17 protein-coding genes, 21 tRNA genes and 3 rRNA genes are annotated in these 25,222 nt (G+C 34.1%); 2 read left to right on the top strand and 39 right to left on the bottom strand.

Annotated elements, in window-relative coordinates; genetic code table 11:
• Positions 1-30 precede the first annotated feature (30 nt).
• The 7 genes from JL105_RS03580 to JL105_RS03550 form a co-directional block, all read right to left on the bottom strand.
• Positions 31-570, bottom strand: a complete 540-nt coding sequence (locus JL105_RS03580; RefSeq protein ID WP_132025700.1) for a helix-turn-helix domain-containing protein — start codon at positions 568-570, stop codon at positions 31-33.
• Positions 571-843: 273 nt separating this feature from the next.
• On the bottom strand, positions 844-2,223 hold the full coding sequence (locus tag JL105_RS03575) for a radical SAM protein (RefSeq protein WP_132025698.1): 1,380 nt from the start codon (positions 2,221-2,223) through the stop codon (positions 844-846).
• Between the two features lie 20 nt (positions 2,224-2,243).
• The gene (locus tag JL105_RS03570) at positions 2,244-2,831 is read right to left on the bottom strand and encodes a TetR/AcrR family transcriptional regulator (RefSeq protein ID WP_132025696.1); all 588 of its coding nucleotides are present in this window, start codon (positions 2,829-2,831) and stop codon (positions 2,244-2,246) included.
• Between the two features lie 109 nt (positions 2,832-2,940).
• Positions 2,941-4,104 carry a tRNA uracil 4-sulfurtransferase ThiI gene (thiI, locus tag JL105_RS03565; protein ID WP_132025694.1) on the bottom strand — a complete coding sequence of 388 codons (1,164 nt, stop codon included), beginning with the start codon at positions 4,102-4,104 and terminating at the stop codon, positions 2,941-2,943.
• Positions 4,105-4,110: 6 nt separating this feature from the next.
• Positions 4,111-5,268, bottom strand: coding sequence for a cysteine desulfurase family protein (locus JL105_RS03560; protein ID WP_132025691.1), 1,158 nt, complete (start codon positions 5,266-5,268; stop codon positions 4,111-4,113).
• A gap of 19 nt (positions 5,269-5,287) precedes the next feature.
• Positions 5,288-5,893, bottom strand: coding sequence for a lactate utilization protein (locus JL105_RS03555; RefSeq protein ID WP_132025689.1), 606 nt, complete (start codon positions 5,891-5,893; stop codon positions 5,288-5,290).
• A gap of 337 nt (positions 5,894-6,230) precedes the next feature.
• The gene (locus JL105_RS03550) at positions 6,231-7,475 is read right to left on the bottom strand and encodes a hypothetical protein (RefSeq protein WP_132025687.1); all 1,245 of its coding nucleotides are present in this window, start codon (positions 7,473-7,475) and stop codon (positions 6,231-6,233) included.
• A 150-nt stretch (positions 7,476-7,625) separates the two neighbouring features.
• Here JL105_RS03550 and JL105_RS03545 point away from each other — a divergent pair, with 150 nt between their 5' ends.
• The gene (locus JL105_RS03545; protein WP_132025685.1) at positions 7,626-8,612 is read left to right on the top strand and encodes a hypothetical protein; all 987 of its coding nucleotides are present in this window, start codon (positions 7,626-7,628) and stop codon (positions 8,610-8,612) included.
• A 37-nt stretch (positions 8,613-8,649) separates the two neighbouring features.
• Here the strand turns inward: JL105_RS03545 and JL105_RS03540 are convergent, their stop codons facing one another.
• From JL105_RS03540 to JL105_RS03505, 8 genes are all read right to left on the bottom strand, one after another.
• On the bottom strand, positions 8,650-9,684 hold the full coding sequence (locus JL105_RS03540; RefSeq protein WP_132025683.1) for an HD-GYP domain-containing protein: 1,035 nt from the start codon (positions 9,682-9,684) through the stop codon (positions 8,650-8,652).
• 11 nt (positions 9,685-9,695) lie between these two features.
• On the bottom strand, positions 9,696-10,148 hold the full coding sequence (locus JL105_RS03535) for a nucleoside recognition domain-containing protein (RefSeq protein ID WP_132025681.1): 453 nt from the start codon (positions 10,146-10,148) through the stop codon (positions 9,696-9,698).
• Positions 10,149-10,160: 12 nt separating this feature from the next.
• Positions 10,161-10,577, bottom strand: a complete 417-nt coding sequence (locus tag JL105_RS03530) for a nucleoside recognition domain-containing protein (protein ID WP_132025679.1) — start codon at positions 10,575-10,577, stop codon at positions 10,161-10,163.
• A gap of 72 nt (positions 10,578-10,649) precedes the next feature.
• Positions 10,650-11,630: an acyl-CoA dehydratase activase gene (locus tag JL105_RS03525; RefSeq protein ID WP_202690611.1), complete on the bottom strand. Its 981-nt coding sequence runs from the start codon at positions 11,628-11,630 to the stop codon at positions 10,650-10,652.
• Positions 11,623-12,714, bottom strand: a complete 1,092-nt coding sequence (locus tag JL105_RS03520; RefSeq protein ID WP_132025677.1) for an acyl-CoA dehydratase activase-related protein — start codon at positions 12,712-12,714, stop codon at positions 11,623-11,625. The genes JL105_RS03525 and JL105_RS03520 overlap by 8 nt, the downstream gene beginning before the upstream one ends.
• Positions 12,686-13,684 (bottom strand): acyl-CoA dehydratase activase-related protein, encoded by a 999-nt coding sequence (locus JL105_RS03515; protein ID WP_132025675.1) that lies wholly within the window; start codon positions 13,682-13,684, stop codon positions 12,686-12,688. Before JL105_RS03515 ends, JL105_RS03520 begins: the two co-directional genes overlap by 29 nt.
• An 86-nt stretch (positions 13,685-13,770) precedes the next feature.
• Positions 13,771-15,249 (bottom strand): hypothetical protein, encoded by a 1,479-nt coding sequence (locus tag JL105_RS03510; protein WP_132025673.1) that lies wholly within the window; start codon positions 15,247-15,249, stop codon positions 13,771-13,773.
• Between the two features lie 21 nt (positions 15,250-15,270).
• Complete coding sequence (locus tag JL105_RS03505; RefSeq protein ID WP_132025671.1) at positions 15,271-16,872, bottom strand: gamma-glutamyltransferase family protein; 1,602 nt, start codon at positions 16,870-16,872, stop codon at positions 15,271-15,273.
• Between the two features lie 87 nt (positions 16,873-16,959).
• Between JL105_RS03505 and JL105_RS03500 the strand changes: the two genes are divergently transcribed.
• Positions 16,960-17,949, top strand: coding sequence for a ribonuclease H-like domain-containing protein (locus JL105_RS03500; RefSeq protein WP_132025669.1), 990 nt, complete (start codon positions 16,960-16,962; stop codon positions 17,947-17,949).
• Between the two features lie 54 nt (positions 17,950-18,003).
• Here the strand turns inward: JL105_RS03500 and JL105_RS03495 are convergent.
• The 24 genes from JL105_RS03495 to JL105_RS03380 all read right to left on the bottom strand — a co-directional run bounded on the left by JL105_RS03495 (position 18,004) and on the right by JL105_RS03380 (position 25,124).
• Positions 18,004-18,080 (bottom strand) — tRNA-Ile (locus JL105_RS03495).
• A gap of 10 nt (positions 18,081-18,090) precedes the next feature.
• Positions 18,091-18,167 (bottom strand) — tRNA-Ile (locus JL105_RS03490).
• A gap of 35 nt (positions 18,168-18,202) precedes the next feature.
• Positions 18,203-18,278 (bottom strand) — tRNA-Trp (locus tag JL105_RS03485).
• 7 nt (positions 18,279-18,285) lie between these two features.
• Positions 18,286-18,362 (bottom strand) — tRNA-Ile (locus tag JL105_RS03480).
• 15 nt (positions 18,363-18,377) lie between these two features.
• Positions 18,378-18,453 (bottom strand) — tRNA-Phe (locus JL105_RS03475).
• A 4-nt stretch (positions 18,454-18,457) separates the two neighbouring features.
• Positions 18,458-18,534, bottom strand: a tRNA-Ile gene (locus JL105_RS03470).
• 11 nt (positions 18,535-18,545) lie between these two features.
• Positions 18,546-18,637 (bottom strand) — tRNA-Ser (locus tag JL105_RS03465).
• Positions 18,638-18,645: 8 nt separating this feature from the next.
• Positions 18,646-18,736: transfer RNA gene (locus JL105_RS03460), tRNA-Ser, on the bottom strand.
• Positions 18,737-18,809: 73 nt separating this feature from the next.
• Positions 18,810-18,885 (bottom strand) — tRNA-Lys (locus JL105_RS03455).
• A 6-nt stretch (positions 18,886-18,891) separates the two neighbouring features.
• Positions 18,892-18,968: transfer RNA gene (locus JL105_RS03450), tRNA-Gln, on the bottom strand.
• A 4-nt stretch (positions 18,969-18,972) separates the two neighbouring features.
• A tRNA-Arg gene (locus tag JL105_RS03445) sits at positions 18,973-19,049 on the bottom strand.
• Between the two features lie 8 nt (positions 19,050-19,057).
• Positions 19,058-19,131 (bottom strand) — tRNA-Gly (locus tag JL105_RS03440).
• A gap of 4 nt (positions 19,132-19,135) precedes the next feature.
• A tRNA-Tyr gene (locus JL105_RS03435) sits at positions 19,136-19,221 on the bottom strand.
• Between the two features lie 11 nt (positions 19,222-19,232).
• A tRNA-Thr gene (locus tag JL105_RS03430) sits at positions 19,233-19,308 on the bottom strand.
• Between the two features lie 4 nt (positions 19,309-19,312).
• Positions 19,313-19,389: transfer RNA gene (locus JL105_RS03425), tRNA-Asp, on the bottom strand.
• A gap of 50 nt (positions 19,390-19,439) precedes the next feature.
• A tRNA-Val gene (locus JL105_RS03420) sits at positions 19,440-19,515 on the bottom strand.
• Between the two features lie 23 nt (positions 19,516-19,538).
• Positions 19,539-19,613, bottom strand: a tRNA-Glu gene (locus JL105_RS03415).
• 25 nt (positions 19,614-19,638) lie between these two features.
• Positions 19,639-19,715: transfer RNA gene (locus JL105_RS03410), tRNA-Met, on the bottom strand.
• Positions 19,716-19,748: 33 nt separating this feature from the next.
• Positions 19,749-19,825: transfer RNA gene (locus tag JL105_RS03405), tRNA-Met, on the bottom strand.
• Between the two features lie 25 nt (positions 19,826-19,850).
• Positions 19,851-19,940 (bottom strand) — tRNA-Leu (locus JL105_RS03400).
• A gap of 41 nt (positions 19,941-19,981) precedes the next feature.
• Positions 19,982-20,056: transfer RNA gene (locus tag JL105_RS03395), tRNA-Asn, on the bottom strand.
• Positions 20,057-20,062: 6 nt separating this feature from the next.
• Positions 20,063-20,180, bottom strand: a 5S ribosomal RNA gene (gene rrf / locus JL105_RS03390).
• A 289-nt stretch (positions 20,181-20,469) separates the two neighbouring features.
• Positions 20,470-23,390: ribosomal RNA gene (locus tag JL105_RS03385) — 23S ribosomal RNA — on the bottom strand.
• 205 nt (positions 23,391-23,595) lie between these two features.
• Positions 23,596-25,124: ribosomal RNA gene (locus JL105_RS03380) — 16S ribosomal RNA — on the bottom strand.
• The 16S, 23S and 5S rRNA genes sit together here with 21 tRNA genes alongside, the layout of an rRNA operon.
• Between the last annotated feature and the right edge of the window lie 98 nt (positions 25,125-25,222).

The raw sequence follows: 25,222 nt of genomic DNA, 5'->3' as shown, positions 1-25,222 counted from the left end.
TCCACATCATAACCCCCTCTATAATGCTATTTAAAAACTTGGTGGTGTACTCACCCAAATAATCCTGGCTACTGTTTTTCCTGCGTTAGATATATAATGATTAGCACTAGCTTTAAAATAAAAACTTTCTCCTTTTTTAGCTTTATACTTTTCATTTCCAAAATGGACAAAAATGCTACCATTAATCACATATCCAAATTCTTCACCTTCATGGGGGGAGTCTTCCTTAGTCCTCCCTTTAGGTTCTAATTCTACAAGAATTGGTTCCATTACATTTTTCTGGGCATTAGGTATCACCCAGCTCAATTTGTACTTTAAATCTTCATTTTCTGTAATAAATACGTCTTCTTTAGTAAATACTATTTGTTCATCATCCATCGCATTAAAAAAATCCTTTAAATTTGTCCCTAATCCATCTAATATATCTACTAAAGTAGCAATGGAAGGTGAAGTTAAATCCCTTTCTACTTGGGAAATAAAACCCTTTGTAAGTTCACATCTATCTGCTAGTTCCTCTTGGGTTAAAGAATTTTTTATTCTAAGGCGTCTTATCTTTTCACCAATTTTCACCTTTATCCTCCTATCAATAAATTGACATTATATTAAACTATATGTTTATAATTACTAAACTATTATTTTAACTATACCATTATAAGCACTAATATAATAAAATGTCAATACAAATTAAAAAATATTTTCTTTATATATACTACTACAATTATGACACATTTTAGATAACAGATTATCTTATTAACTTAATATATAAATTATTTTACTCAATAAAAACCAGTATTTAACTGGTTAGAAATAAAAAAAAGCTGGTTTCCCAGCTTTTAATTACAATTATTCACTTGCAACTTCTGCTTTCTCTTTAGATTTTTCTTTTAAATGTTTCTCCCATAATTCATCTGCTACAGGAGCCCATTTTTCAGCAACAGGTTTTGTCTTTGCTGCTAAATCCCTTGCATCTTCTCTATCTATTGGTTGAGTAGAATAAGCACCTGATGCCTCTACCATATCTACAATCTTTTCAGGATTATCCAATATAGGACAAGGTCTTAGATGATTCTCATTAAATGGCTGATTCTTTTTATATTGCATAAATAATGGAGATTGCAATGCTTCTATTAAACTTACATCTTTAATATTAACATTAGAATAATGTACGAATGCACAAGGTTCTACATCTCCATTTGCATTAATATGAAGATAATTCCTTCCTCCAGCAATACAACCATTGACATATTCTCCATCATTCCAGAAATCTATTAAAAATATTGGTTTCTTAGATCTTAACTCTCTTATTTGATGGTACATATATTTTCTCTGCTCAGGCGTTACAAGCAAGTCAGTAACAGCATCTTTACCAATTGGCATGTAAGTAAAGTACCAGCCAAACATACATCCTTTATCTACTAAGAAATCTACATATTCTTCATCAGCCACTGCTTCTGTATTATATCTATGATAACAAGTTGAAAAACCAAATATTACTCCTTCTTTTTTCAATAGATCCATTGCTTCCATAACCTTATTATAAGTACCTTTTCCTCTTCTCATATCAGTATCTTCTTCATAACCTTCTACACTAATAGCTAATCCAAAATTGCCTAATTCACCTAGTTTTTTAGCAAATTCTTCATCTACTAAGGTAGCATTGGTAAATGCTAAGAAAGAACAATCACTATGTTCCTCTGCTAACCTTATCAAATCATCTTTTCTTACTAATGGCTCACCACCAGAATATATATACATATAAATTCCCAGTTCTTTTCCTTCTCTTATAATCCTATCTAAAAGATCATAACTTAATGAGTCCGTTTTATCATATTCTGCAGCCCAGCATCCAGTACATTTTAAATTACAAGCACTAGTCGGATCCATAAGTATTGCCCATGGTATATTACAATTATACTTTTTCTTTGCTTTATCTTGAATAGGTATACCAACTATACCAGAATTTACCATGTAGTTTATTAAAAACTTTTTCCTTGATGCAGGGGATAACTCATCAAAATATCTTTCCATAAGTTTATACCAATTATTATCAGGATTCTCAACTATATTTCTAAAAGTTTTAACATGTTTCTTATGATTTTCCTTAGTAACAAGCTTATCAGCCCAATCCAATAGTTTAGGCATATTTTTCATTGGATCCTTTTCAATATATTTTAACCCCTCATTTATCACCGCAGTACTAACTAATTGTTTTACACTTGCCATTATAACTCTCCCCCCTTATTTTAAATTTTCAAATCATCAATTAATAGATTTAAAAACTCAGCTTTAACTTTTGAATCATTTTTATTAGAAATACTCTTAAGTGTAAGAGTTTCAATAAATGTATAGATAGTTTCTGCAAAACTTTTACTATCTACTGGTTTAATCTCTTTTTTTTCAATAGCTCCTTTAATTAAGTCTTCAATAGTATTTTTTAATTTTTGGATATCGTCCTTTATTTTTTCTAATACCTCATTTGTTCCTCTATTTATTATAAGTAATGTCTCTAAAAGCAATATGAAAGTATTGTTATCCTCTTGCCCTTCTGTTAATTGATGTATTACTTGTTTTAACTTTTCTGTAAAAGACAATTCTTCATTGGTTACTATTACTTCAACCTGTGTTTGTATTTCTTCTAAAGTACTTCCTACAGTATGATAAAATATTTCGTCTTTATTTTTAAAATACTGATATATAGTTGTTCTACCCATTCCACATTTCTTTGATATATGAGAAAGGCTAGTATCATGGTACCCACGCTTTGCAAACACTATTTTAGCTTTTTCAATTATTTCCTGCTTTTTTTTATCATAATCTACAATTTTAGGCAATTTATTACTATCCTCCTTTCAATATGATGAAAATTGCCTTTATTATATTTTATACTTATTCGACAGGTATGTCAATATAAAATATCATTTTTTCCCATTTAATACTTTATTAAATATTATATATTTTCATGGTTTTTAGAGCATTTTCAATTAATCTTTCTATATCTATATTTTCCTCTGATTTTTCTATATTCTCTAATTTAGGTCTAGTTACAGGATGTTGAGGTAAAAATAAAGTACAACAATCTTCATAAGGTAATATGGAAGTTTCATATGTTTCTATTTCCTTTGCTAAATCTATTATATCTACCTTATCAAATCCAATTAAAGGTCTTAATATAGGAATATTTACCACTGCATTAATAACAGATATGCCTTCTATGGTTTGGGATGCAACTTGCCCTAAGTTTTCTCCTGTAATAAGGGCATTAATATGATTTTTATTTGCTATTCTTTCAGATATTCTCATCATAAATCTCCTAGATAGGATAGTCATCTCATCTTCAGGGCATTTAGAATTTAACTCCTTTTGTATCTCCAATATATTTACACTATAAAACTTTATTGGACCAGTATATAAACTTAATATTTTAGCCAATTTTTTAACTTTTTCCTCTGCCCTTTCACTAGTAAAAGGATAGCTATGAAAATGGACAACACTTATTTTAACCCCACGTTTTGCCATCATAAATCCAGCTACTGGGCTGTCAATCCCACCTGATAGTAAAAGTAATCCATGACCATTAGTACCAACCGGTAGTCCTCCATAACCTCTTATTTTGTCTATATACACATAACAATTTTCTTTTATGTCTATATATAAATATATATCAGGATTATGAACATCTACTTTTAAATCATCATACTCTTTTAATATTACAGCTCCTATCTCTTTTGATACATCTGGAGATTTAATTGGAAAACTTTTATCTATCCTCCTAGTAACTACTTTAAAAGTTTTTATATTTTCATTGGATAATTTTTCCCCTATCATCTGTATAGAAGCTTCTTCAATTTTTCCCATGTTCTTATCTATTCTAATACAAGGACTTATATAAACCAGTCCAAATATTTTCTTTAATCTATCAATTATCATATCAAAATCTTTTTCCTGTGCTTCAATATAAAATTTTCCTTGTTCTTTATATATCCTTTCATAACCTATATCCTTTAAATTTTCTTTAATTCTTGATATAAGTTCATCCTCAAAATATTTTCTATTTAATCCTTTTAATGCGATCTCTCCTAAGCTAACACTTATTACTTTATCCACCTACAATCACCTCATAGTTATTTGTCGTATTTCTTCTACTGAATTTTTTAATACATCCACAGTATAATCAACATCATTTATTGTATTTTCATAGGAAAAACAAAATCTGATAGCTCCATCTATGTCTAAAGGAGATAGCCCCATAGCTTTCAATACATGACTTTTCTCAGTCCCCTTTGAAGAACATGCAGAACCAGTAGATACGTATATTTCTTTATCCTCTAAATAATGTAGTAGCACTTCACCTTTAACATATTTAAAAGATACATTTAATATATATGGAGAACATTTCTCACTCATAGGACTATTTATTTTAATAAGCTCAATATTCTCTCTCAATCTTTTAATAAAATAATTTTTTATTCTTTTTACTTTTTCACTTTCTTTTTCATAATTTTTCTCCATAATTTCAACTGCTTTACCTAGACCAACTATACCAGGAACATTTTCCGTACCAGAGCGAAGACCTCGTTCTTGATTGCCTCCAAATATTATTGGATTTAATTTTATTTTTTTATCTACAAATAGTCCTCCAATTCCTTTAGGTCCATATATTTTATGTCCACTAAATGAAAAAGTATCTATTCCCCATCCTTTTATATTTACAGGTACTTTCCCAAAAGCTTGAATCCCATCTACATGTAACAGGGCTTTAGACTTTTCTTTTCGTAAAATATCCTTTATTTTATCAATTGGTTGTATACTCCCTACTTCATTATTTACTAACATTATACAAACTAAAATAGTATCATCTCTAATACTATCTCTAAATTGCTCTAAAGAAATTAATCCATTGCTATCTACATCCAAATAAGTAATTTCATATCCTTTTTGTTCATAATATTCTAAAACATTTAATACTGATGGATGTTCTATTTTACTAGTTATTATATGCTTACCTTTCTTATGACATTTATCTATTATACTTTGAATAGCAAGATTATTGCTTTCCGTGCCTCCAGAAGTGAAATATATTTCATCACTACTAACATTTAAAAATCTTCCAATGTTTTCTCTAACTTCTTCTATCTTTTTTTCTGCATTAAAACCTTTTCTATGAAGAGATGAGGGATTCCCATATTCTTCCCTTAACACGTGTAACATTTCTTCAATTACTTCTTCTCTAGGTTTTGTCGTGGCACAATTATCTAAATATACTTCCAAAATATCACCTCATCTAATTTTAATATCCTAATTCTTCATCAATTAAATAAATTCGAATATCTCCTCCTGTTGGATTTTTATGAATTATTACCTCTACTCTACATATTCTATCAGGCGAATTACAATTATTACATTTTCCCGTAAATTTACAGGGCGTATTAATATCTAATCTGCAAGCATTTTTAGGTGCTGCTACGTTCTTAACCCTTTCTATAGCTTCATCATAATCTTTACATATTTTATTCCTACCAGCTATTATATATACTCTTTCATGTCCATAAAACATAGAAGAAACTCTATTGCCAACTCCATCTATGTTTACCAATTTCCCATCCAAGGTTAAAGCATTAGTACTAGATATATAAATTTGACTGTTTTTAGCTAATTCTAACTCTTTATCCTTATCTTTTGCTTTCCAATGCCAAAATATTTTATTACCTCGTTTTTTAAAATCCTCATATAGACCCATGTCAAATAATGTCATTGAACCACCAAAAGCTATAGTTTTATTAATTTCAATTTCATTTAAAAGATCTTTTTTCATTTCATCTATACTTTCAAATATCTTTACTTTAAATTCGTTCTTTTCCAAATTTGATTTTGCTAATAAAAGATTTCTATCCATAGTGGACCCTCCAATAACCTATTAGTTATAAGTATTATTATATAAGATATTTACATAATATTAAAGGAAAAAGATATATAAAAAATTATTTTAAATTTTTTTAAAAAAACCCTTGCAAACTCTGTCGTAATTTGCTATAATTTGTACGTGGTTATCCCCCTGGTAACCTCAGATAAGATCTCTATTCCCAATACCCCTTTTGAACGGTTTATTTACATCCACTATGGATGGGGGCTCCTTTTGGAGCCTTTTTTCATTTTTTGTATATTCCATTCATCAATTTATAAAAACATAAATGCTATAATATGTTTCAATATAAATAGATAGGTGTATACACCTATCTATTTATATCCTTTAAGTAAAAACCTCTAGTTCTTCTTATCAAAAATTCTTCTATTTGATTTACTTTATCTTTTAATAGTCTTAATTCCTTAACACCGTCTTGTTGTAATGAAATATCTATATTTTTTTCTAATAAATCCAATCTATCATATATTTCTTGAATCTCCTTCTTTATCTCTTTACAAGAATTCAAAATATCAGAGGATGAAATCTTTTTTTTTAATGGAACTTCAATAGCATCCTCAATATTTCCAAATCCTATAAATTCAACATGTGGCTTTATGCTACCAAAAGAATAATTTAATATATCTTCATTATAAGAAGATTTATCTATATATTTATATCTAACAATCTTTTTTTGTCTTGAATCTTCCCATAGATAAATTGGACTCCAGGTAGTACCATTGTCTTTACTATATCTACTCATTATATTTTCATATTCAAGCCACACCGCCCAAAGCTTATCTTCATAATATACTAAAGTTGGATACATAATACCTTCTTCATTAGATAATATCTCACTTATATCCTTTATTATTTTGTCATTAATAATAAATCTTTCATATTTTACTACTAAATTTTCATCATATTGACAATATACTATATGTAATTTATTATCCTTTAAAAGCATATCTAAATATAATAATCCTTGATTACTATCAACAATCTTTAACTTCTTTCCCCATTTTTTATTGATAATATTAAAAAAATTTAAATATACATTATTATTCTCTTGTTTATCATGATAGGCTATTATCAATCCTTTGTCACATTCCACTATTTTAAAAGGGTTTAAAACCGCCCCTGAATTTATTTCGTCTACTATATTTGTGTTCCAACAATTACCATTATAATAATGATGATATATTCTATAGATATTGCTATTTTTTGTCAGAGAAATGCAATAAAATATATGCATACTATCATCTTTTACAATTATATTTAAGTTATATGTTTCTGGTATAGCTTCTTTAGTTAATTTTATATTTTCAATTTGATCCTCTTTTAATACTGTTAAAATTAAATTAAATGACATATCCTGATATAAAACAAATATAGTATTTTCTTTATCAATCGAAACATCAAAATCCATATGTACTTTTTCACCAACTATACTCTCTTCATCTAAGTTTCCAGTATTATAAAAAGTATATTTAATTATATTTTGATTTATTAATCTAAACATAATTATTTTGCTTTCAATATCCTTTATTATCACAATTTTATCATTATAAAACATTTTATTTCACCACCTATTTATACTTCTTTTAAATGATATTAATATGTATCACAAATTATTCCTATTCATATATGTAACAACTGCAAAGGTAAAAGAATATATTATGAATGAGACATAAATTTAATACTGTTTATTGGAAGGAGGAAAAATATGAACTGTTCAAATATTAAACCTGAAAGTATTAGTTTAGGAGTAACAGATAGATGTTGTGTGGGAAATGCTGGATGTGAATGGGATGGCACATTGAGAAATGTTAAAGTAGAACCAATATTCGTTCAAAAAGTATTTGATGCTACTTTAGTTAACTTACAAGCATTGAGCACTGTAAATAATGTAAGGTTTACACCTAAGTTAGGTAGAAATGCTAGAATTATAAAAATATCAAACATCAGATGTAAAAAATTTTTTAATCCAGAAAATATAAATGATCCTCGCAATCTATTAGTAGAGCCTGAAACCATGTTATCTGGAGGACGATTTGTAAAAGATGGAAAAGGTAGCCCTATAGAAGTAGTAGGACCAAATGGATTTAGATCTGAAAAAATAATATTTGCTGATACTTCTGAATGTGATAAAGAAGGAAAAGGGACACCAGTTTTTGGTACTCAAAAAGTAAGAATTAGTGGTAATGTTATAGTAGAAATTGATGCTATAATTCAAACTTCTGGTTCTAGAAGAAGAACTATAACTTTAACTGCTAATGTTCCAATTAGTCCAGTGGAATTAACTAATTTCTTTGAATTGTGTATACCTTCAATATATAATTCAGCATTCTTCCCAAGATTTGCTGAATTCTGTAATATACTATGTGAAACTAGATTAGCAACAAATAGTATCTCAAGAGATATAAATATTAATCCAGAAACAGGTGAAATTAGCATAGATCTAATAATTGCAATATGTATATCTTGTGAAAAGAAAATTATAGTACCAGTTCAAATTTGTGTTTTATCTACTGGATACCCAGAATTATCTCCAGAAATTTCCCCTATATGTACTACTTTCCCATCTCTATTTCCTAAACAAATAGATGAAGATAGCATAGAGCCAAGACCACCATGTAAACCAAAGTTCTCCTTAGATGCAGATGATTTTATAGAAGATACAGAAGACATTGATTTTAAAACTTTCGATTAGTACAAAAAATTAATAGAATGATGCTCCAATTGGAGCATCATTCTATTATATCCACTATAAATACATCTTGAGATTCTAAAAAATTTATATATTCATCTCCTGATTTAACTATAGTTCTAGTTGGTCTTTGAGGATGGACATATATAATTTCTCCCTCTTTCCCATTACTCAATAACACTTTGCATCCAACATAAAATTCAGATACTTTATTTAAAAATAACTGAGTAATTTTAGGATCTAAAATACCAAAGCTTTGTTCTTCTAATACTTCTGCAGCATAAAAAGGTGATATCTTTTTTTTATAATATCTATCTGATGTCAACGCATCATAAACATCGCAAACAGCAATAATTTTCGCATATTCATGAATTTTATCCCCTTTTAATCCATAAGGATAACCGCTACCGTCTTCTCTTTCATGATGCTGAAGAACACCAACCAATATATTTTTACTTATACCCACTGTATCTAAAAGTATATTATAACTATATATTGGATGTTTCATCATAATTTCTTGTTCCTCATTTGTTAATTTCCCTGGTTTATGCAATATATCATCTGATATTTTAAGCTTTCCAATATCATGAAATAAACCAGTTAATGCTATTTGTTTTATCTGTTTATCTGTGTAATTAAGCCATTTAGCAATCATTGTAGCTAACATAGAAACATTTAAACTATGATTAAATGTATAATCATCCTTTTCTTCTAACTGTCTTAGTCTTCCTAGTATATTATTATTTTGAATTATTTCTACAATTAATTCATCCAGTTCATCATTTATTTCACTCAGTATTATTTTTTTCCCTAGTTTAACATCTGAAAATACTTTTTCTACTTTATCTGAAAAAATCTCATATCTAATAATTAAATTATTTTGTCTTATATCCTCTGAATCTTCTTCTGGGTCATATATAAAAACATATTTTACCCCTTGATTTCGGATCTTTCTAATAATTTTTTTATTTAATACTGTACCTTTTGAAGCTAAAATAGCTCCACTTTTTAAACTACCTACATCCTTAGACAATACCATTCCTGGCTTTAACTCATTAGTATAAACTTTAACCATTTAATACCCCCTTAATTAAACCTTTTAACCCTATCAATAACTTTGGATGCAAAATAAGCAACTACTAATGCCACAGTTAATCTAGCAAAAAAAAGTAACCATAAATTAGCTCCTACTGCAACAAATATAAAAGTATCTTCAAATATAGCATGACAAGCAACAAGAAATATTATAATTATGTATAAATCCTTCTTCTTTAAATTCTCTTCTTCTATACTTTCTATTATAATTCCTGCTCCATATATTAAACCAAAAACCATACCAATCATAAGTGGAAAAACTGACTCATTAGATATATCGAATAATTTTGCTATAGGCTTTAGCTTTTTTGAGATTTTTTCTAATATTTTTGCATCTTTTAATATTTCCATCACTATCATAAGGGGAATTATTATCTTTGCCATAGATAAAACTGAATCAATGCTACCTATTGTACTCTCTTTTAAATAAGAACTAAAATCCATCTTTAATACCTCCTACAATATCAAGTTAAAAATAATTCCGGATAATATAGCTAATGTTATCCTTATAAATATTATTAATGCTAAGTTAACACTAGTTTTTTTTACAATTGCAGATTCCAATAACAAACTATGAGAAAAAGATAACATAATAGCTAATATGGTAGCTTGTCTAGCAGATAAGCTTATACTTGCCATAGCTCCTATTGCTGCATATAAATTGATGAAATTACCCAATACTAAAGGTACAGCTGCTTCACCTGGAAGTCCTAACAATTTCATTCCTGGTTCAAAAAAATTAGATATAATATTTAATAATGGAGTGTAACCTAAAAAAGTAACAAAAAAATAAACTGGTACTACTACTTTTGATAATTCCCACAAAGTGGATATGCCTTTTTTAAAACCATTTAGTATACTTTCTTTATACAATTGTCTCCCCCTCAATTACATTAATATAAAAATATTATAACATAGAAAAACCTTAAGTGTATACACTTAAGGTTATGCCAATTTTGAATCCTTACTTTCTAAAGAATTAGACCACTTTCCACATTTATCGCCATATCTAGCTAAAATTCTTCCATCTTCTCTTATTTCGATTACCTCACATACATTAGAACAACCTTCACATTCAAATCCATTTACATTATAATTTGATTTATGAATTGAAATCCCTTTAAATTTTGTATAACCTGTTTTTTTCACTTCTTCTTTAGCAAGAATTGCTACTCCAATAGCGCCCATTACATCATAATTATCCGGTATATAAATCTTTTCTCCAAAAGTTTCTTCAAATGCCTTTATAATACCAACATTTGCAGCTACACCACCTTGAAATAAAATAGGCGAAAGTATCTCTTTTCCCTTTCCAACATTGTTTAAATAGTTCCTTACCAAAGCTTCACATAACCCTTTAGCTATATCCGCTTGATTATGCCCTAATTGTTGCTTGTGTATCATATCTGACTCAGCAAATACAGCACATCTACCAGCAATTCTCACAGAATTATTAGATTGTAAAGCTAAGTCTCCAAACTCACTAATATCTATACCTAATCTTATAGCTTGCCTATCTAAAAAAGAGCCAGTACCTGCTGCACATACAGTATTCATAGCAAAATCTGTAACTATCTTATCTCTTAAAATTATTATTTTTGAATCCTGTCCTCCAATTTCAATTATTGTTTTTACATCAGGTAGAAAATCTAATCCCGCTACAGCATGAGCTGTGATTTCATTCTTAACCACATCTGCACCTACAATTATACTAGCTAAATTTCTTCCACTTCCTGTAACTCCCACTCCTATTATATCAATATCATCTTTTAATGTCTCAATTTCCCCTATACCATCCTTTAAAACTTCTATTGGTTTCCCTTGAGTCCTCATATATTTTTTATAATGTACATTATTATTTTCATCCATCAATACAATATTGGTACTAACAGAACCAACATCAATACCCATATAATATTTAGCCAACTGACTTTTCCTCCCTTCTCCTCTTGAGTAAATCTACAAAAGCTTCTAATCTTGTCAGATAACCTGCTTCTCCTGTCATTTCATCTAATATTAATGTCATAATTGGAAAATTTAAATCCTTGCTTACATTGCATAGTATGCTTTTAGCAACTATCTCAGGCATACAATTTAAAGGTAATAACTGGATTACTCCATCAAAACCCTTATTAGCATAATATATAGCAGATCCCACTGTTTCTCGACCATGACCTCCTACAAGAGTCTCCAAATATGGTTTAGCAAGTCTATATTTTTCATTTTCTGTTTTTGAACCAAAAGGAAATTTTGCTATATGATGTTCTACCCATGTAGTCGGAGTAAGAGATTTCTCCACTAAAACACCCATATGTCCTAATTTCCTTTCTACTTCTAAATTGACAAAAGGTTCTATTATAGTATATATCTCTCCAATGAGTCCTATTTTTATAGGTTCTTTGCTATTATCTAACTTTATTTTGTTCAAATTATCTATAGTTTTATTCATCAATTCAATTGTTTCTTCTCCTCCATATACTTTTTCTATTTGTCTATAATAGCTATTAATAATTAAATCCACTTGATAGCTATCTACAGCATAAGCTCTAACTTTATTGGATAATTGTGTTATATAATCAGCAGTTTTTATTATTTGCCAACTCAATTTACCTGCTCTTATTAACTCCCCTATACTTCCTACCTTAAAAACTTTTACTATATTATCCTTTATAGGCTTTATACCTTCATATATGGGATCAAATACTATAAAATCCACATTATAACCCATATCTTCTAATATATGTTTCTCTAATGTAGAATAAAATCCAAATCGACATGGTCCGCAACTTCCTACCAATAATATAGTATCTGCTCCTTTTTTAATACTTTCTACAAAATTACCTGTCATTATTTTTAGAGGCAAACATATAGTCTCTGGAGAATTCTTTGTACCTATTTCTAAAGTCTTTCTACTACATATAGGAGGGGGTACCACCTCTTGTCCTAATTCTTCAAAAAAGGCTTTGGTAGCTATATACACATTACCCATATGTGGAAATGTTATCTTCATGATTATCCCTCCATTTTAACATATCAACAAAAGCCTCTATTCTTGTATTTATTCCAGCTTCACCTGTTTGTTCATCTATAGTCAATAAAGTAAATGGTACTTTATATTGCCTTGCTTTTCTTTCTACTAAATCCATAAGAACTGAATCTAACCCACACCCAAAAGCTGATATATATATGATCCCATCTATCATTTCTTTTTCTATTAAATAAAAAGCACTTCCTACTATTCTCTGCCCATGCGTCCAAAACATTCGTTTTGATAACTGAGATGCGTATTGCCTTGCAATTTCTTCTTTTATCATCTCAGCAGTAATTAACCCTATACCATTTCTTTTTAGCTTATTAGCTATATTCATATTTATATAATCATCATATATATTATAAGAATGACCCAATAATAATATATTCATTTCATGATTTTCACTAAAAGTATTTGGTCTCATATTTAAACTATCAAATTCTATAGCATTTAAAGAAACAATCCCTTGATCTAATAGCTCATTATATTCTACAAATTCTTTAAAAGCTCTATCATAGGCTTTTAATATTTTATAATTACTATTTATAAAATATTTACCTGTATATAATATGGATTTTTTTAAACTTTTATTTGATTTTCTCAAATTTATTACAGGAGTAATAATCTCTGGTAATCCTTCTATGCTATGTTTTATCATGTCTGGTAAACCTAAATGTTTTGGGCAACAATACTCCATCTTATATAAACTTATAAATTTAGGTATAAATAAATAATCTACTTTGTCTTTTAAATACTCTACATGTCCATGAAACACCTTTACAGGTAAACAAGCTTCATCAACACAGTTAAATATACCAGCATCCAAAATTTCCTTATTAGTTTTTGTTGAAACAATCACCTCTACATCTAAATTATTAAAAAATTTCTTCCATAAAAAATAATAATCATAATAAAACATACCTCTAGGTATGCCTACTGTTTTATGCACAATATCCCTCCATTCTACATTAATCTATTATTGCCAATAAGAATGAGAAATATTATATAAATATACAAAATAAAAAAGGGCTAAAATCATTGCCCTTCTTCTCTACTATCTAACCAGTTATTTAATATCTCTATTATAAATAATATTTCCTCTTTGCTAACTACTCTCTCATCTAATGAATATGCTATATAGGATATAAATTCATCTATATCTTTAAATGGTAGTTCCATTGCAGATAACAGTCTTCTCATTCTAAGTTTTCTCTCAATATTGTCCATTGTAGATATGCTTCTATTTATATATTGAATTAAACTATCTATTAATTGTTTTAAATAATATTCTTTTATAATTTCTACATCTTCAGGAAATAATTTCTCATATTCAACTAAACTTGTATCATTATAAAAAGTAAGTACTTTATTAGTAAATAATAATTTTTTATTTAATTCTTCATCTAAAAAATCTGGTCTTCTTAGTGCTTCATTATTTAAAGTTTCAAAATATTTTACATACTGTACTAAATCCTTTTCTGCATTAATAAAAGCCTTGTCAGTTAACTTTTTCAACCTAGACATACTTTGCTTATCAAAATTTCTCTCTTGTTTTTCCCATATAGAATACAATTTATTTGAATCTATAATATCTAATGTAGATTTACTAATAATTAATAACATAGATATTAATCTATTTATTAACATCCCTAAAGTCATAATAAACATTTCTATCTCTTCAAATTCTAATATTAATTTAAATATTTCATCAAATTGCTCTTCCATTTCATCTATAGATAAAGATTTATAATCAATATTTTTAAATAACTGTATATTGGTAAAATAATCATCAAACATCACCCCATAATCTCCCATTATAGAACTATCAAAAATCATCTTGTAATATTCAATTTCACTTTCTACCAAATCTGTTGGATATTCCCTTAAATTTCTAGAAAGAGTTTCTTTTATTACATCAAAATACTTATATTTACTCATTCTAAAAGGAAGTATCTCTAATATATTGGAAACAATGTTTATAAATGTAATATGATTATTTATATTATCTGCCAATACTTTTTCGATTTTATTTATTATCAAAGCCAATTCATTTTGGTTTACTAGCATATTATTATATTCTTTTTCTCCAATAGATTTCATCATATAATAATCCATATAATCTTTAATATAAAATAATTCTATTTTATAACCTCGGATACTTTTAAGTATATTATAAAGTTGCTCTCTCATATCTAGTAAAATGTTTATTTCATTTTCTATTTCACATTCATTCATCCTTGTATTTAACTTTATAAAAGTATTTGTAACATGTTCAAAAATTGTTTTTATTATTTCTTTTTCTTTATTAGAATTTAATTTTTCAAAAAAATTATTTTCTTCAATTAATTGGATTAAATCCATACTTGTATTTATAAAATAGTAATAGGACATTTCGCCTATTTTACATAATTGAAGCCCATTAATATCCAATATTTTATTCTTTAATTCATCATCTTTTAATTCTTTTATATTTTTTTCATCTAGCATATTTTTATCTTTTTTCTCTTCAACCATTGCTTCTCACCTCTCAATAATTTACCAAACTGCAATATGTCCATCCGCTCTTTTTTCCGTTCCACCTATATATGTTTTTGCATCTCTCAAAATAATTTGTCCTCTTCCAAAACTACCTATATCTTTAGAATATCGAATATTATGACCTTTTTTAATTAAAAAATCTGCAATATGTTTTGGAAAATCCTCTTCAACTAATACTTCTTTTTCTTTTATCCATTGCCATCTATATTTATCCAATGCCTCCTGAGGATTTAAATTAAAATCAATCATATTTACTATTGATTGTAGATGCCCCTGAGGTTGCATATATGCTCCCATAACTCCAAAAGGTCCTAAAGCCTTACCCTCTTTAGTAATAAATCCAGGAATTATAGTGTGATAAGTTTTTTTATTAGGTGCTAATCGATTATAATCCTTATCATTAAGACTAAAAGTATATCCTCTATTATGAAGGCTTATTCCAGTTTTAGGTACTACTAAACCTGAACCAAATCCCATAAAATTGCTTTGAATATAACTTACCATATTTCCATATTTATCCCCAGTTGCCAAATATACCGTACCTCCATTATTTAATGCACTATACTTTGGCAATATAGCTTTATTTCCTATTAATTTACTTCTACTTAATGCGTAATTATCATCTAATAAATACTTAAGATTATCTCCCATTTCTCTTGTGTCTGTAATATAATATAAACCATCTGCATAAGCTAATTTCATAGCTTCAATCATATAATGATATGATTGCAACGAATCTATATTTATATCAAAATTTTTAAGTATATTTAAAGCTAATAATACCACCATCCCATGAGTATTTGGTGGCAACTCCCATATATCGTAGCCTCTATAATTAACTGATATAGGTCTTACCCATTCTGGTCTATAAGTTTTTAAATCTTTCTTTGTAATAAATCCCCCATATTCTCTTGAAAATTTATCAATTTTATCAGCTATATCTCCTTCATAAAATGAAAGACATTTAGATTTAGCTAATTCCTCGAGTGTATAACTTAGTTCCTTTGAACTCCATATCTCTCCTGGTTTTGGTGCTCTTCCTTCTATAGAAAAAGTTTTAAACCATTCATCAAATTCTCTACCTTTTAATTGCTTTTTATAAAGCTTAAATGCTTTATTCCAATTATAAGATACAGTAGGAGATACAGGATATCCTTCTCGAGCATAATGAATTGCGGGTAATAATAAATCCTCAAAAGGTAGTTTCCCAAATCTATTGGACATTTCCCTCCATCCATAAAGCATCCCTGGAATAGTTACAGGTATAAAGCCGTATTTAGGAATAGTATTGTATCCTAAATTCTTTACTTTATCAATACTAATATTACTTGGAGCCCATCCACTAGCATTTAAACCATATAATTCATCTTCATACCATATAATTGCAAAACCGTCTCCTCCTAACCCATTTGAAGTAGGTTCTAAAACAGTTAAACTAGCTGCTGTAGCTATAGCAGCGTCTACTGCATTACCTCCTTTTTTTAATATCCCTAATCCTGCTTCTGCAGCTAAAGGCTGAGTTGTAGAAACCATACCATTTTTTGCAAACATAACATTTCTACGTGAAGGATATTTATGTTCAAAATAATTAAACTTCATATTTCATCTCCCTCTTGTTTGATAATGTTTAAATAATTTTATATAATTTTATTATATCATAATAGTAAACTTAAAGGAGAATCATATATGGAAAAACATGATTATTTAATTAACTCAAAGTTTAACAAGCACAAATACTTTCATGATAAAAATGTGTGCTTTTTAGATATAGAAACCACTGGTCTTAGTAGGAAATTTAACCAAATATATTTAATTGGATTAGTATATTTTAATAATAAAAATAAAAGTTGGTATCTTTCTCAATTCTTTGCTAACAATATTAATGAAGAACACATATTACTAGAACAAGTAAATAAATTTATTTCAAAGTTTAATCTGTTAGTTACTTATAATGGAGATAGTTTTGATATACCTTTTATTAAACATAGATTCAAAATTCATAAAATAAATAATAATATTTCAAGCACAGACAGTTTTGATATATATAGAAAAATAAAAAAATATGACTCTTATCTTCCTTTTGATAATTTAAAACTGAAAACTATTGAAAAAAATTTAAATATTTTTAGAGAAGACAAATATACTGGAAAAGATTGCATAAATTTCTATTATGAATATATTAACACTAAAGATGACACATTAAAGGATAAAATTTTAAAACATAATTTTGATGATTTGTATTATTTATTAGATATTATGCAAATATTTGATGTAATACAAAATATCAAAAATTTTGATATAGAATACAATGATAAATTTATCTCTATAGAAATTGATGAAATAAATTTAACTGGTGATATTATAAATATATATTGTAATATATTAGTTGAAAAACCAGATATAAATTTCATATATTTTGGAGATACTTTTAATATTATACAGAAAGATAAAAACCATATGATTATAAAACTAGAAGTGAATGAAGGATTTATTACTCCTACTAAGAAATGCTTATTTATAAACAAATCAAAACTTCCTCCAAGCATTTATTTAGAAGATATGACTGAATACATGCTTCCAGAAGATATTTTTGTTTTAAAGATAGAAAACAAATATCAGATGAAAAATATTAAAAAATTAATCAAACAATTAATACTTTATATACTTAATTTTTAATATAATAAATAAAGACAGTAGACCTTAGCTTCAAAGTCTGCTGTCTTTATTTATTGGTGGGCCTTCAGGGACTCGAACCCCGGACCTACCGGTTATGAGCCGGGCGCTCTAACCAACTGAGCTAAAGGCCCTAATTAATGGTGGTGGGCCTGGGTGGACTTGAACCACCGACCTCACGCTTATCAGGCGTGCGCTCTAACCACCTGAGCTACAAGCCCATGTGTTTTTCATATTTAATTTTAATACAACAAACTGGCAGGGGTGGCAGGACTCGAACCCACGACATTCGGTTTTGGAGACCGACGTTCTACCAACTGAACTACACCCCTAAACTATTGGTGGGCCTTCAGGGACTCGAACCCCGGACCTACCGGTTATGAGCCGGGCGCTCTAACCAACTGAGCTAAAGGCCCTAATTTTTATTCAAATGGTGCCCAGAGGCGGAATCGAACCACCGACACGGGGATTTTCAGTCCCCTGCTCTACCGACTGAGCTATCTGGGCTAGTTGGTGGGCCTTCAGGGACTCGAACCCCGAACCTACCGGTTATGAGCCGGGCGCTCTAACCAACTGAGCTAAAGGCCCCCAGTAATTATTGGCGGAGAAGGAGGGATTTGAACCCTCGCGCCCTAATAAAGGACCTACTCCCTTAGCAGGGGAGCCTCTTCAGCCTCTTGAGTACTTCTCCATAAAAGTTGGCGGAGAGGGTGGGATTCGAACCCACGTGGACCACAAGACCCTAACGGTTTTCAAGACCGCCCCGTTATGACCTCTTCGGTACCTCTCCATTAAAACCTATATATAGACCATATAAAATATTAGCTTTTATCTAAATAATATACAAATACTTATACTAAAGTTGGTGACCCATCGGCGACTCGAACGCCGGACGCCCTGATTAAAAGTCAGGTGCTCTACCGCCTGAGCTAATGGGTCATAAAATGGCTGGGGCGACAGGACTCGAACCTGTGAAATCCTAGAGTCAAAGTCTAGTGCCTTACCGCCTTGGCTACGCCCCAATTATGGTGCACCTAGGAGGATTCGAACCCCCGGCACACGGATTAGAAGTCCGTTGCTCTATCCAACTGAGCTATAGGTGCTTAATATATGGAGCGGGTGAAGGGAATCGAACCCTCGCAACCAGCTTGGAAGGCTGGGGCTCTACCACTGAGCTACACCCGCATCATGGTGGAGGAGACTGGATTCGAACCAGTGAAGGCTAAGCCAACGGATTTACAGTCCGTCCCCTTTGACCAACTCGGGAACTCCTCCATGTTATTTAATGGAGCTGGTGAGAGGACTTGAACCCCCAACCTACTGATTACAAGTCAGTTGCTCTGCCAATTGAGCTACACCAGCAACATGGCGACCCGGAAGGGACTCGAACCCTCGACCTCCAGCGTGACAGGCTGGCATTCTAACCATCTGAACTACCGGGCCAATAAATAGAGCTACAATCATTATTTTATTTTAAATTATATAATTTTATGTGGTGGGCGCAATAGGGCTCGAACCTATGACCCCCTGCTTGTAAGGCAGGTGCTCTCCCAGCTGAGCTATGCGCCCTCATATATCTATATATCATAATGTGGTGACCCTACCGGGACTCGAACCCGGGTTACCGCCGTGAAAGGGCGGTGTCTTAACCACTTGACCATAGGGCCATACACAACTTGAAATGACTCAAAATGGTAGCGGCGAACGGACTTGAACCGTTGACACTGCGGGTATGAACCGCATGCTCTAGCCATCTGAGCTACGCCGCCACAATATAAATAATTATACTATCTATATAATTATGGTTGCGGGAGCTGGATTTGAACCAGCGACCTCCGGGTTATGAGCCCGACGAGCTACCAGACTGCTCCATCCCGCGACATTTATATCAGGCATAATCATAATGGTGCCGAGGACCGGAATCGAACCGGTACGATCTTCTTAAGATCGCAGGATTTTAAGTCCTGTGCGTCTGCCTGTTCCGCCACCCCGGCAATTCTTTGCCCTATCGGGGCACTCAATTTTTTTGTTTTTATGGCTCCCAGGGTGGGATTCGAACCCACAACCTACCGGTTAACAGCCGGTTGCTCCACCATTGAGCTACCTAGGAACATTCATCTGGCAGCGTCCTACTCTCCCAGGGCGTCTCCACCCAAGTACCATCGGCGCTAAGAGGCTTAACTTCTGTGTTCGGTATGGAATACAGGTGTATCCCTCTTGCCATTGCCACCAGATTTTATTTAGTTATCAATTCATTGTTTGCAATTCTTTAGGCTTTTGCACAAAGTTTGCAATTCTTTAGGCTTTTGCACAAACTATATTTTATATACTTATTCTAGGATTGTCAACTATTAATTTGTTTTTTAAATTTTTTCATTGACAAACGCAGTCTCGAAACACAAATCTATTTGTTCGCTACGCTTGTATAGATTTGGTTCTCGTTGCGTTTGACCTACCATCCATTTGCTCTAAATACATTTCGCAAATGGGGTTAGGTCATAAACTAAACAATACATTATATTTCTGGTCAAGCCCTCGACTTATTAGTACCTCTTAGCTAAGAGTATTGCTACTCTTACACCTGAGGCCTATCTACCAAGTAGTCTACTTGGAGTCTTAACCTTTCGGTGGGAAATCTTATCTTGAGGGGGGCTTCGTGCTTAGATGCCTTCAGCACTTATCCCGTCCAGACTTAGCTACTCAGCTGTGCCTCTGGCGAAACAACTGATGCACCAGCGGTCTGTCCATCCCGGTCCTCTCGTACTAGGGACAGATCCTCTCAAATTTCCTACGCCCACGACGGATAGGGACCGAACTGTCTCACGACGTTCTGAACCCAGCTCGCGTGCCTCTTTAATGGGCGAACAGCCCAACCCTTGGGACCTACTCCAGCCCCAGGATGAGACGAGCCGACATCGAGGTGCCAAACCTCCCCGTCGATGTGGACTCTTGGGGGAGATAAGCCTGTTATCCCCGGGGTAGCTTTTATCCGTTGAGCGATGGCCCTTCCACTCGGTACCACCGGATCACTAAGTCCGTATTTCTACCCTGCTCCACTTGTTGGTGTCGCAGTCAAGCTCCCTTCTGCCTTTACACTCTTTGCACGATTCCCGACCGTGCTGAGGGAACCTTTGAGCGCCTCCGTTACTCTTTAGGAGGCGACCGCCCCAGTCAAACTGCCCAACTGACAGTGTCCCAAGACTGGTTCACAGCCTCTGGTTAGAACTCCAGAACTACAAGGGTGGTATCCCACCGCCGGCTCCGCACAGACTGGCGCCCATGCTTCTCAGCCTCCCACCTATCCTGTACATGTAATTCCAAAGTCCAATGTCAGCCTACAGTAAAGCTCCACGGGGTCTTTCCGTCCTGTCGTGGGTAACACGCATCTTCACGTGTACTACAATTTCACCGGATCCTTTGTTGAGACAGCGCCCAAGTCGTTACACCTTTCGTGCGGGTCGGAACTTACCCGACAAGGAATTTCGCTACCTTAGGACCGTTATAGTTACGGCCGCCGTTTACTGGGGCTTAAGTTCTGAGCTTCGCTTTCGCTAACTCTTCCCCTTAACCTTCCAGCACCGGGCAGGTGTCAGCCCCTATACTTCATCTTTCGATTTAGCAGAGACTTGTGTTTTTGGTAAACAGTCGCTTGGGCCTATTCACTGCGACCATCTAAGGCTCTGCTTTATGCTTCACCTCAGATGGCACCCCTTCTCCCGAAGTTACGGGGCTATTTTGCCGAGTTCCTTAACAAAGGTTCTTCCGCGCGTCTTAGGATTCTCTCCTCGCCTACCTGTGTCGGTTTGCGGTACGGGTACCCTTGGGCTCGATAGAGGCTTTTCTTGGCAGTGTGGAGTCAGCTGCTTCGCTACTTGTTTTTCGCTCCCATTCGCATTTCAGGATTGTTAAGGCGGATTTGCCTACCTTAACTCCCTACATGCTTAGACGCACTCAACCAACGGTGCGCTCAGCCTATCCTCCTGCGTCTCCCCTTCTCTCAAACGCCCTTAGGTAGTACAGGAATCTCAACCTGTTGTCCATCGCCTACGCCTTTCGACCTCAGCTTAGGTCCCGACTAACCCTGAGGGGACGAGCCTTCCTCAGGAATCCTTAGGCTTTCGACGGGAGGGATTCTCACCCTCCTCTCGCTACTCATGCCAGCATTCTCGCTTCTGTATAGTCCACCACTCCTTCCGGTATGGCTTCTGCCCATACAGAACGCTCCTCTACCACTCTATTAGAGTCCACAGCTTCGGTACCAAATTTTAGCCCCGGAAATCTTCGGCGCAAGGTCACTCGACCAGTGAGCTATTACGCACTCTTTAAATGTATGGCTGCTTCTAAGCCAACATCCTGGTTGTCTGTGCAACCTCACATCCTTTGCCACTTAATTTGGATTTAGGGACCTTAGCTGGTGGTCTGGGCTCTTTCCCTTTTGACTACGAAGCTTATCCCACGTAGTCTGACTCCCGAACAACGTGATTCCGGCATTCGGAGTTTGATAGGTTTTGGTAGCACTATGTGCCCCTAGACCATTCAGTGCTCTACCTCCTAATCACTTGCTCGAGGCTAGCCCTAAAGCTATTTCGAGGAGAACCAGCTATATCCGAGTTCGATTGGCTTTTCACCCCTACCCACAGGTCATCCGATAGCTTTTAAACGCTAACCGGTTCGAGCCTCCATTGAATTTTACTTCAACTTCACTCTGCCCATGGGTAGGTCACCCGGTTTCGGGTCTATGGCATACAACTTGGCGCCCTGTTAAGACTCGGTTTCCCTACGGCTTCATACCTTTTGGTATTTAACCTTGCTGTATACCATAACTCGCTGGCCCGTTCTACAAAAAGTACGCGGTCACACTTTAATGTGCTCCCACTGCTTGTAGGCATAGGGTTTCAGGTTCTATTTCACTCCCCTCACGGGGTTCTTTTCACCTTTCCCTCACGGTACTTGTTCACTATCGGTCACCAGTTAGTATTTAGCCTTGGGAGGTGGTCCTCCCTGCTTCCCACAGGATTTCTCGTGTCCCGTGGTACTCTGGAGCACAACTAGGATGTTTTAAGTTTTGTCTACAGGACTTTCACCTTCTGTGGTGGACCTTTCCAGATCCTTCGACTACTTAATTTTCATCCTTTATGTTGTGTCCGCAACCCCGAATACAAAGTATTCGGTTTGGGCTGTTCCCCGTTCGCTCGCCGCTACTTAGGGAATCGAGTTTTCTTTCTTTTCCTCAGGATACTTAGATGTTTCAGTTCTCCTGGTGTTCCTTCCCTTGCCTATGTGTTCAGCAAAGGATACTTGAGGTTCTCTCAAGTGGGTTCCCCCATTCGGAAATCCCCGGTTCAACGCCTATTTGCGGCTACCCGAGGCATATCGGTGCTTATCCCGTCCTTCGTCGGCTACTGGTGCCTAGGCATCCACCCTATGCCCTTATTAGCTTGACCAGAAATATAATCTACTGTTTAGTTTTCAATGTGCATCTTTTATTAATAATTTCCAACACTTCACAATAGTTGTTAACATGTTAGGTCATAATAAACAAAACAGTGCGAAATACCATTGCTTTCCGCAGTCTCGAAACACAAATCTATTTGCTCGCTACGCTCGCATAGATTTGGTTCTCGTTGCGTTAGGTTGTAAACTCCTTAGAAAGGAGGTGATCCAGCCGCACCTTCCGATACGGCTACCTTGTTACGACTTCACCCCAGTCATTGGCCCTACCTTCGACAGCTGCCTCCTTACGGTTAGCTCGCTGGCTTCGGGTATTGCCAACTCCCATGGTGTGACGGGCGGTGTGTACAAGACCCGGGAACGTATTCACCGCGGCATGCTGATCCGCGATTACTAGCAACTCCGGCTTCATGCAGGCGAGTTGCAGCCTGCAATCCGAACTGGGATCGGCTTTTTGGGATTGGCTACTTATCGCTAAGTCGCTTCCCGTTGTACCGACCATTGTAGCACGTGTGTAGCCCAGGACATAAAGGGCATGATGATTTGACGTCATCCCCACCTTCCTCCGATTTATCATCGGCAGTCCCTTTAGAGTGCACAGCCGTACTGTTGGCAACTAAAGGCAAGGGTTGCGCTCGTTGCGGGACTTAACCCAACATCTCACGACACGAGCTGACGACAACCATGCACCACCTGTCACCTCTGTCTCCGAAGAGAAGGCTCTATCTCTAGAACGGGCAGAGGGATGTCAAGCCCTGGTAAGGTTCTTCGCGTTGCTTCGAATTAAACCACATGCTCCGCTGCTTGTGCGGGTCCCCGTCAATTCCTTTGAGTTTCATTCTTGCGAACGTACTCCCCAGGCGGAGTGCTTAATGTGTTAACTGCGGCACCGAAAGTCTCCTCCCGACACCTAGCACTCATCGTTTACAGCGTGGACTACCAGGGTATCTAATCCTGTTTGCTCCCCACGCTTTCGTACCTCAGCGTCAGTTTAAGGCCAGAAAGTCGCCTTCGCCACTGGTATTCCTCCTGATATCTACGCATTTCACCGCTACACCAGGAATTCCACTTTCCTCTCCTTAACTCAAGTCACGTAGTTTCAAATGCTTACATGGGTTAAGCCCATGCCTTTCACATCTGACTTACATGACCGCCTACGTACCCTTTACGCCCAGTGATTCCGGACAACGCTCGCCCCCTACGTGTTACCGCGGCTGCTGGCACGTAGTTAGCCGGGGCTTCCTCCTATGGTACCGTCATTATCGTCCCATAGGACAGAGCTTTACGACCCGAAGGCCTTCATCGCTCACGCGGCGTCGCTGCATCAGAGTTTCCTCCATTGTGCAATATTCCCCACTGCTGCCTCCCGTAGGAGTCTGGACCGTGTCTCAGTTCCAGTGTGGCCGGTCACTCTCTCAAGCCGGCTACCCATCGTGGCCTTGGTGAGCCGTTACCTCACCAACTAGCTAATGGGACGCGAGACCATCTTCCACCGCTATCGCTTTAACTTAAAATCCATGCGGATTTTAAGTGTCATAGGGTATTAATCCCGGTTTCCCGAGGCTATCCCCTTGTGGAAGGCAGGTTCCTCACGCGTTACTCACCCATCCGCCGCTAAGTAGCTTATCAATCCGCCCGAAGGCTTCTTGATAAGTACTTCGCTCGACTTGCATGTGTTAGGCACGCCGCCAGCGTTCGTCCTGAGCCAGGATCAAACTCTCATGAAAAAAGTTTGCCCTGGTTAAAAATCTACTCAAGGTATTTCACACTGTTTAGTTATCTAGGTTCATTTGTTGCGTTGTGCTTTATTAATATAGCATATTTA

Origin of the sequence: Keratinibaculum paraultunense (assembly GCF_016767175.1) — a bacterium.
Classification (GTDB): Bacteria; Bacillota; Clostridia; order Tissierellales; family Tepidimicrobiaceae; genus Keratinibaculum; species Keratinibaculum paraultunense.
This window is presented reverse-complemented; position numbering and strand designations above follow the sequence as displayed.

What these genes read in the sequence shown, in the direction of transcription:
- JL105_RS03575 (WP_132025698.1), bottom strand. Translation starts at nt 2,223, where the DNA reads ATGGCAAGTGTAAAACAATTAGTTAGTACTGCGGTGATAAATGAGGGG.
- JL105_RS03555 (WP_132025689.1), bottom strand. Translation starts at nt 5,893, where the DNA reads ATGGATAGAAATCTTTTATTAGCAAAATCAAATTTGGAAAAGAACGAA.
- JL105_RS03550 (WP_132025687.1), bottom strand. Translation starts at nt 7,475, where the DNA reads ATGTTTTATAATGATAAAATTGTGATAATAAAGGATATTGAAAGCAAA.
- JL105_RS03545 (WP_132025685.1), top strand. Translation starts at nt 7,626, where the DNA reads ATGAACTGTTCAAATATTAAACCTGAAAGTATTAGTTTAGGAGTAACA.
- JL105_RS03540 (WP_132025683.1), bottom strand. Translation starts at nt 9,684, where the DNA reads ATGGTTAAAGTTTATACTAATGAGTTAAAGCCAGGAATGGTATTGTCT.
- JL105_RS03535 (WP_132025681.1), bottom strand. Translation starts at nt 10,148, where the DNA reads ATGGATTTTAGTTCTTATTTAAAAGAGAGTACAATAGGTAGCATTGAT.
- JL105_RS03520 (WP_132025677.1), bottom strand. Translation starts at nt 12,714, where the DNA reads ATGAAGATAACATTTCCACATATGGGTAATGTGTATATAGCTACCAAA.
- JL105_RS03510 (WP_132025673.1), bottom strand. Translation starts at nt 15,249, where the DNA reads ATGGTTGAAGAGAAAAAAGATAAAAATATGCTAGATGAAAAAAATATA.
- JL105_RS03505 (WP_132025671.1), bottom strand. Translation starts at nt 16,872, where the DNA reads ATGAAGTTTAATTATTTTGAACATAAATATCCTTCACGTAGAAATGTT.
- JL105_RS03500 (WP_132025669.1), top strand. Translation starts at nt 16,960, where the DNA reads ATGGAAAAACATGATTATTTAATTAACTCAAAGTTTAACAAGCACAAA.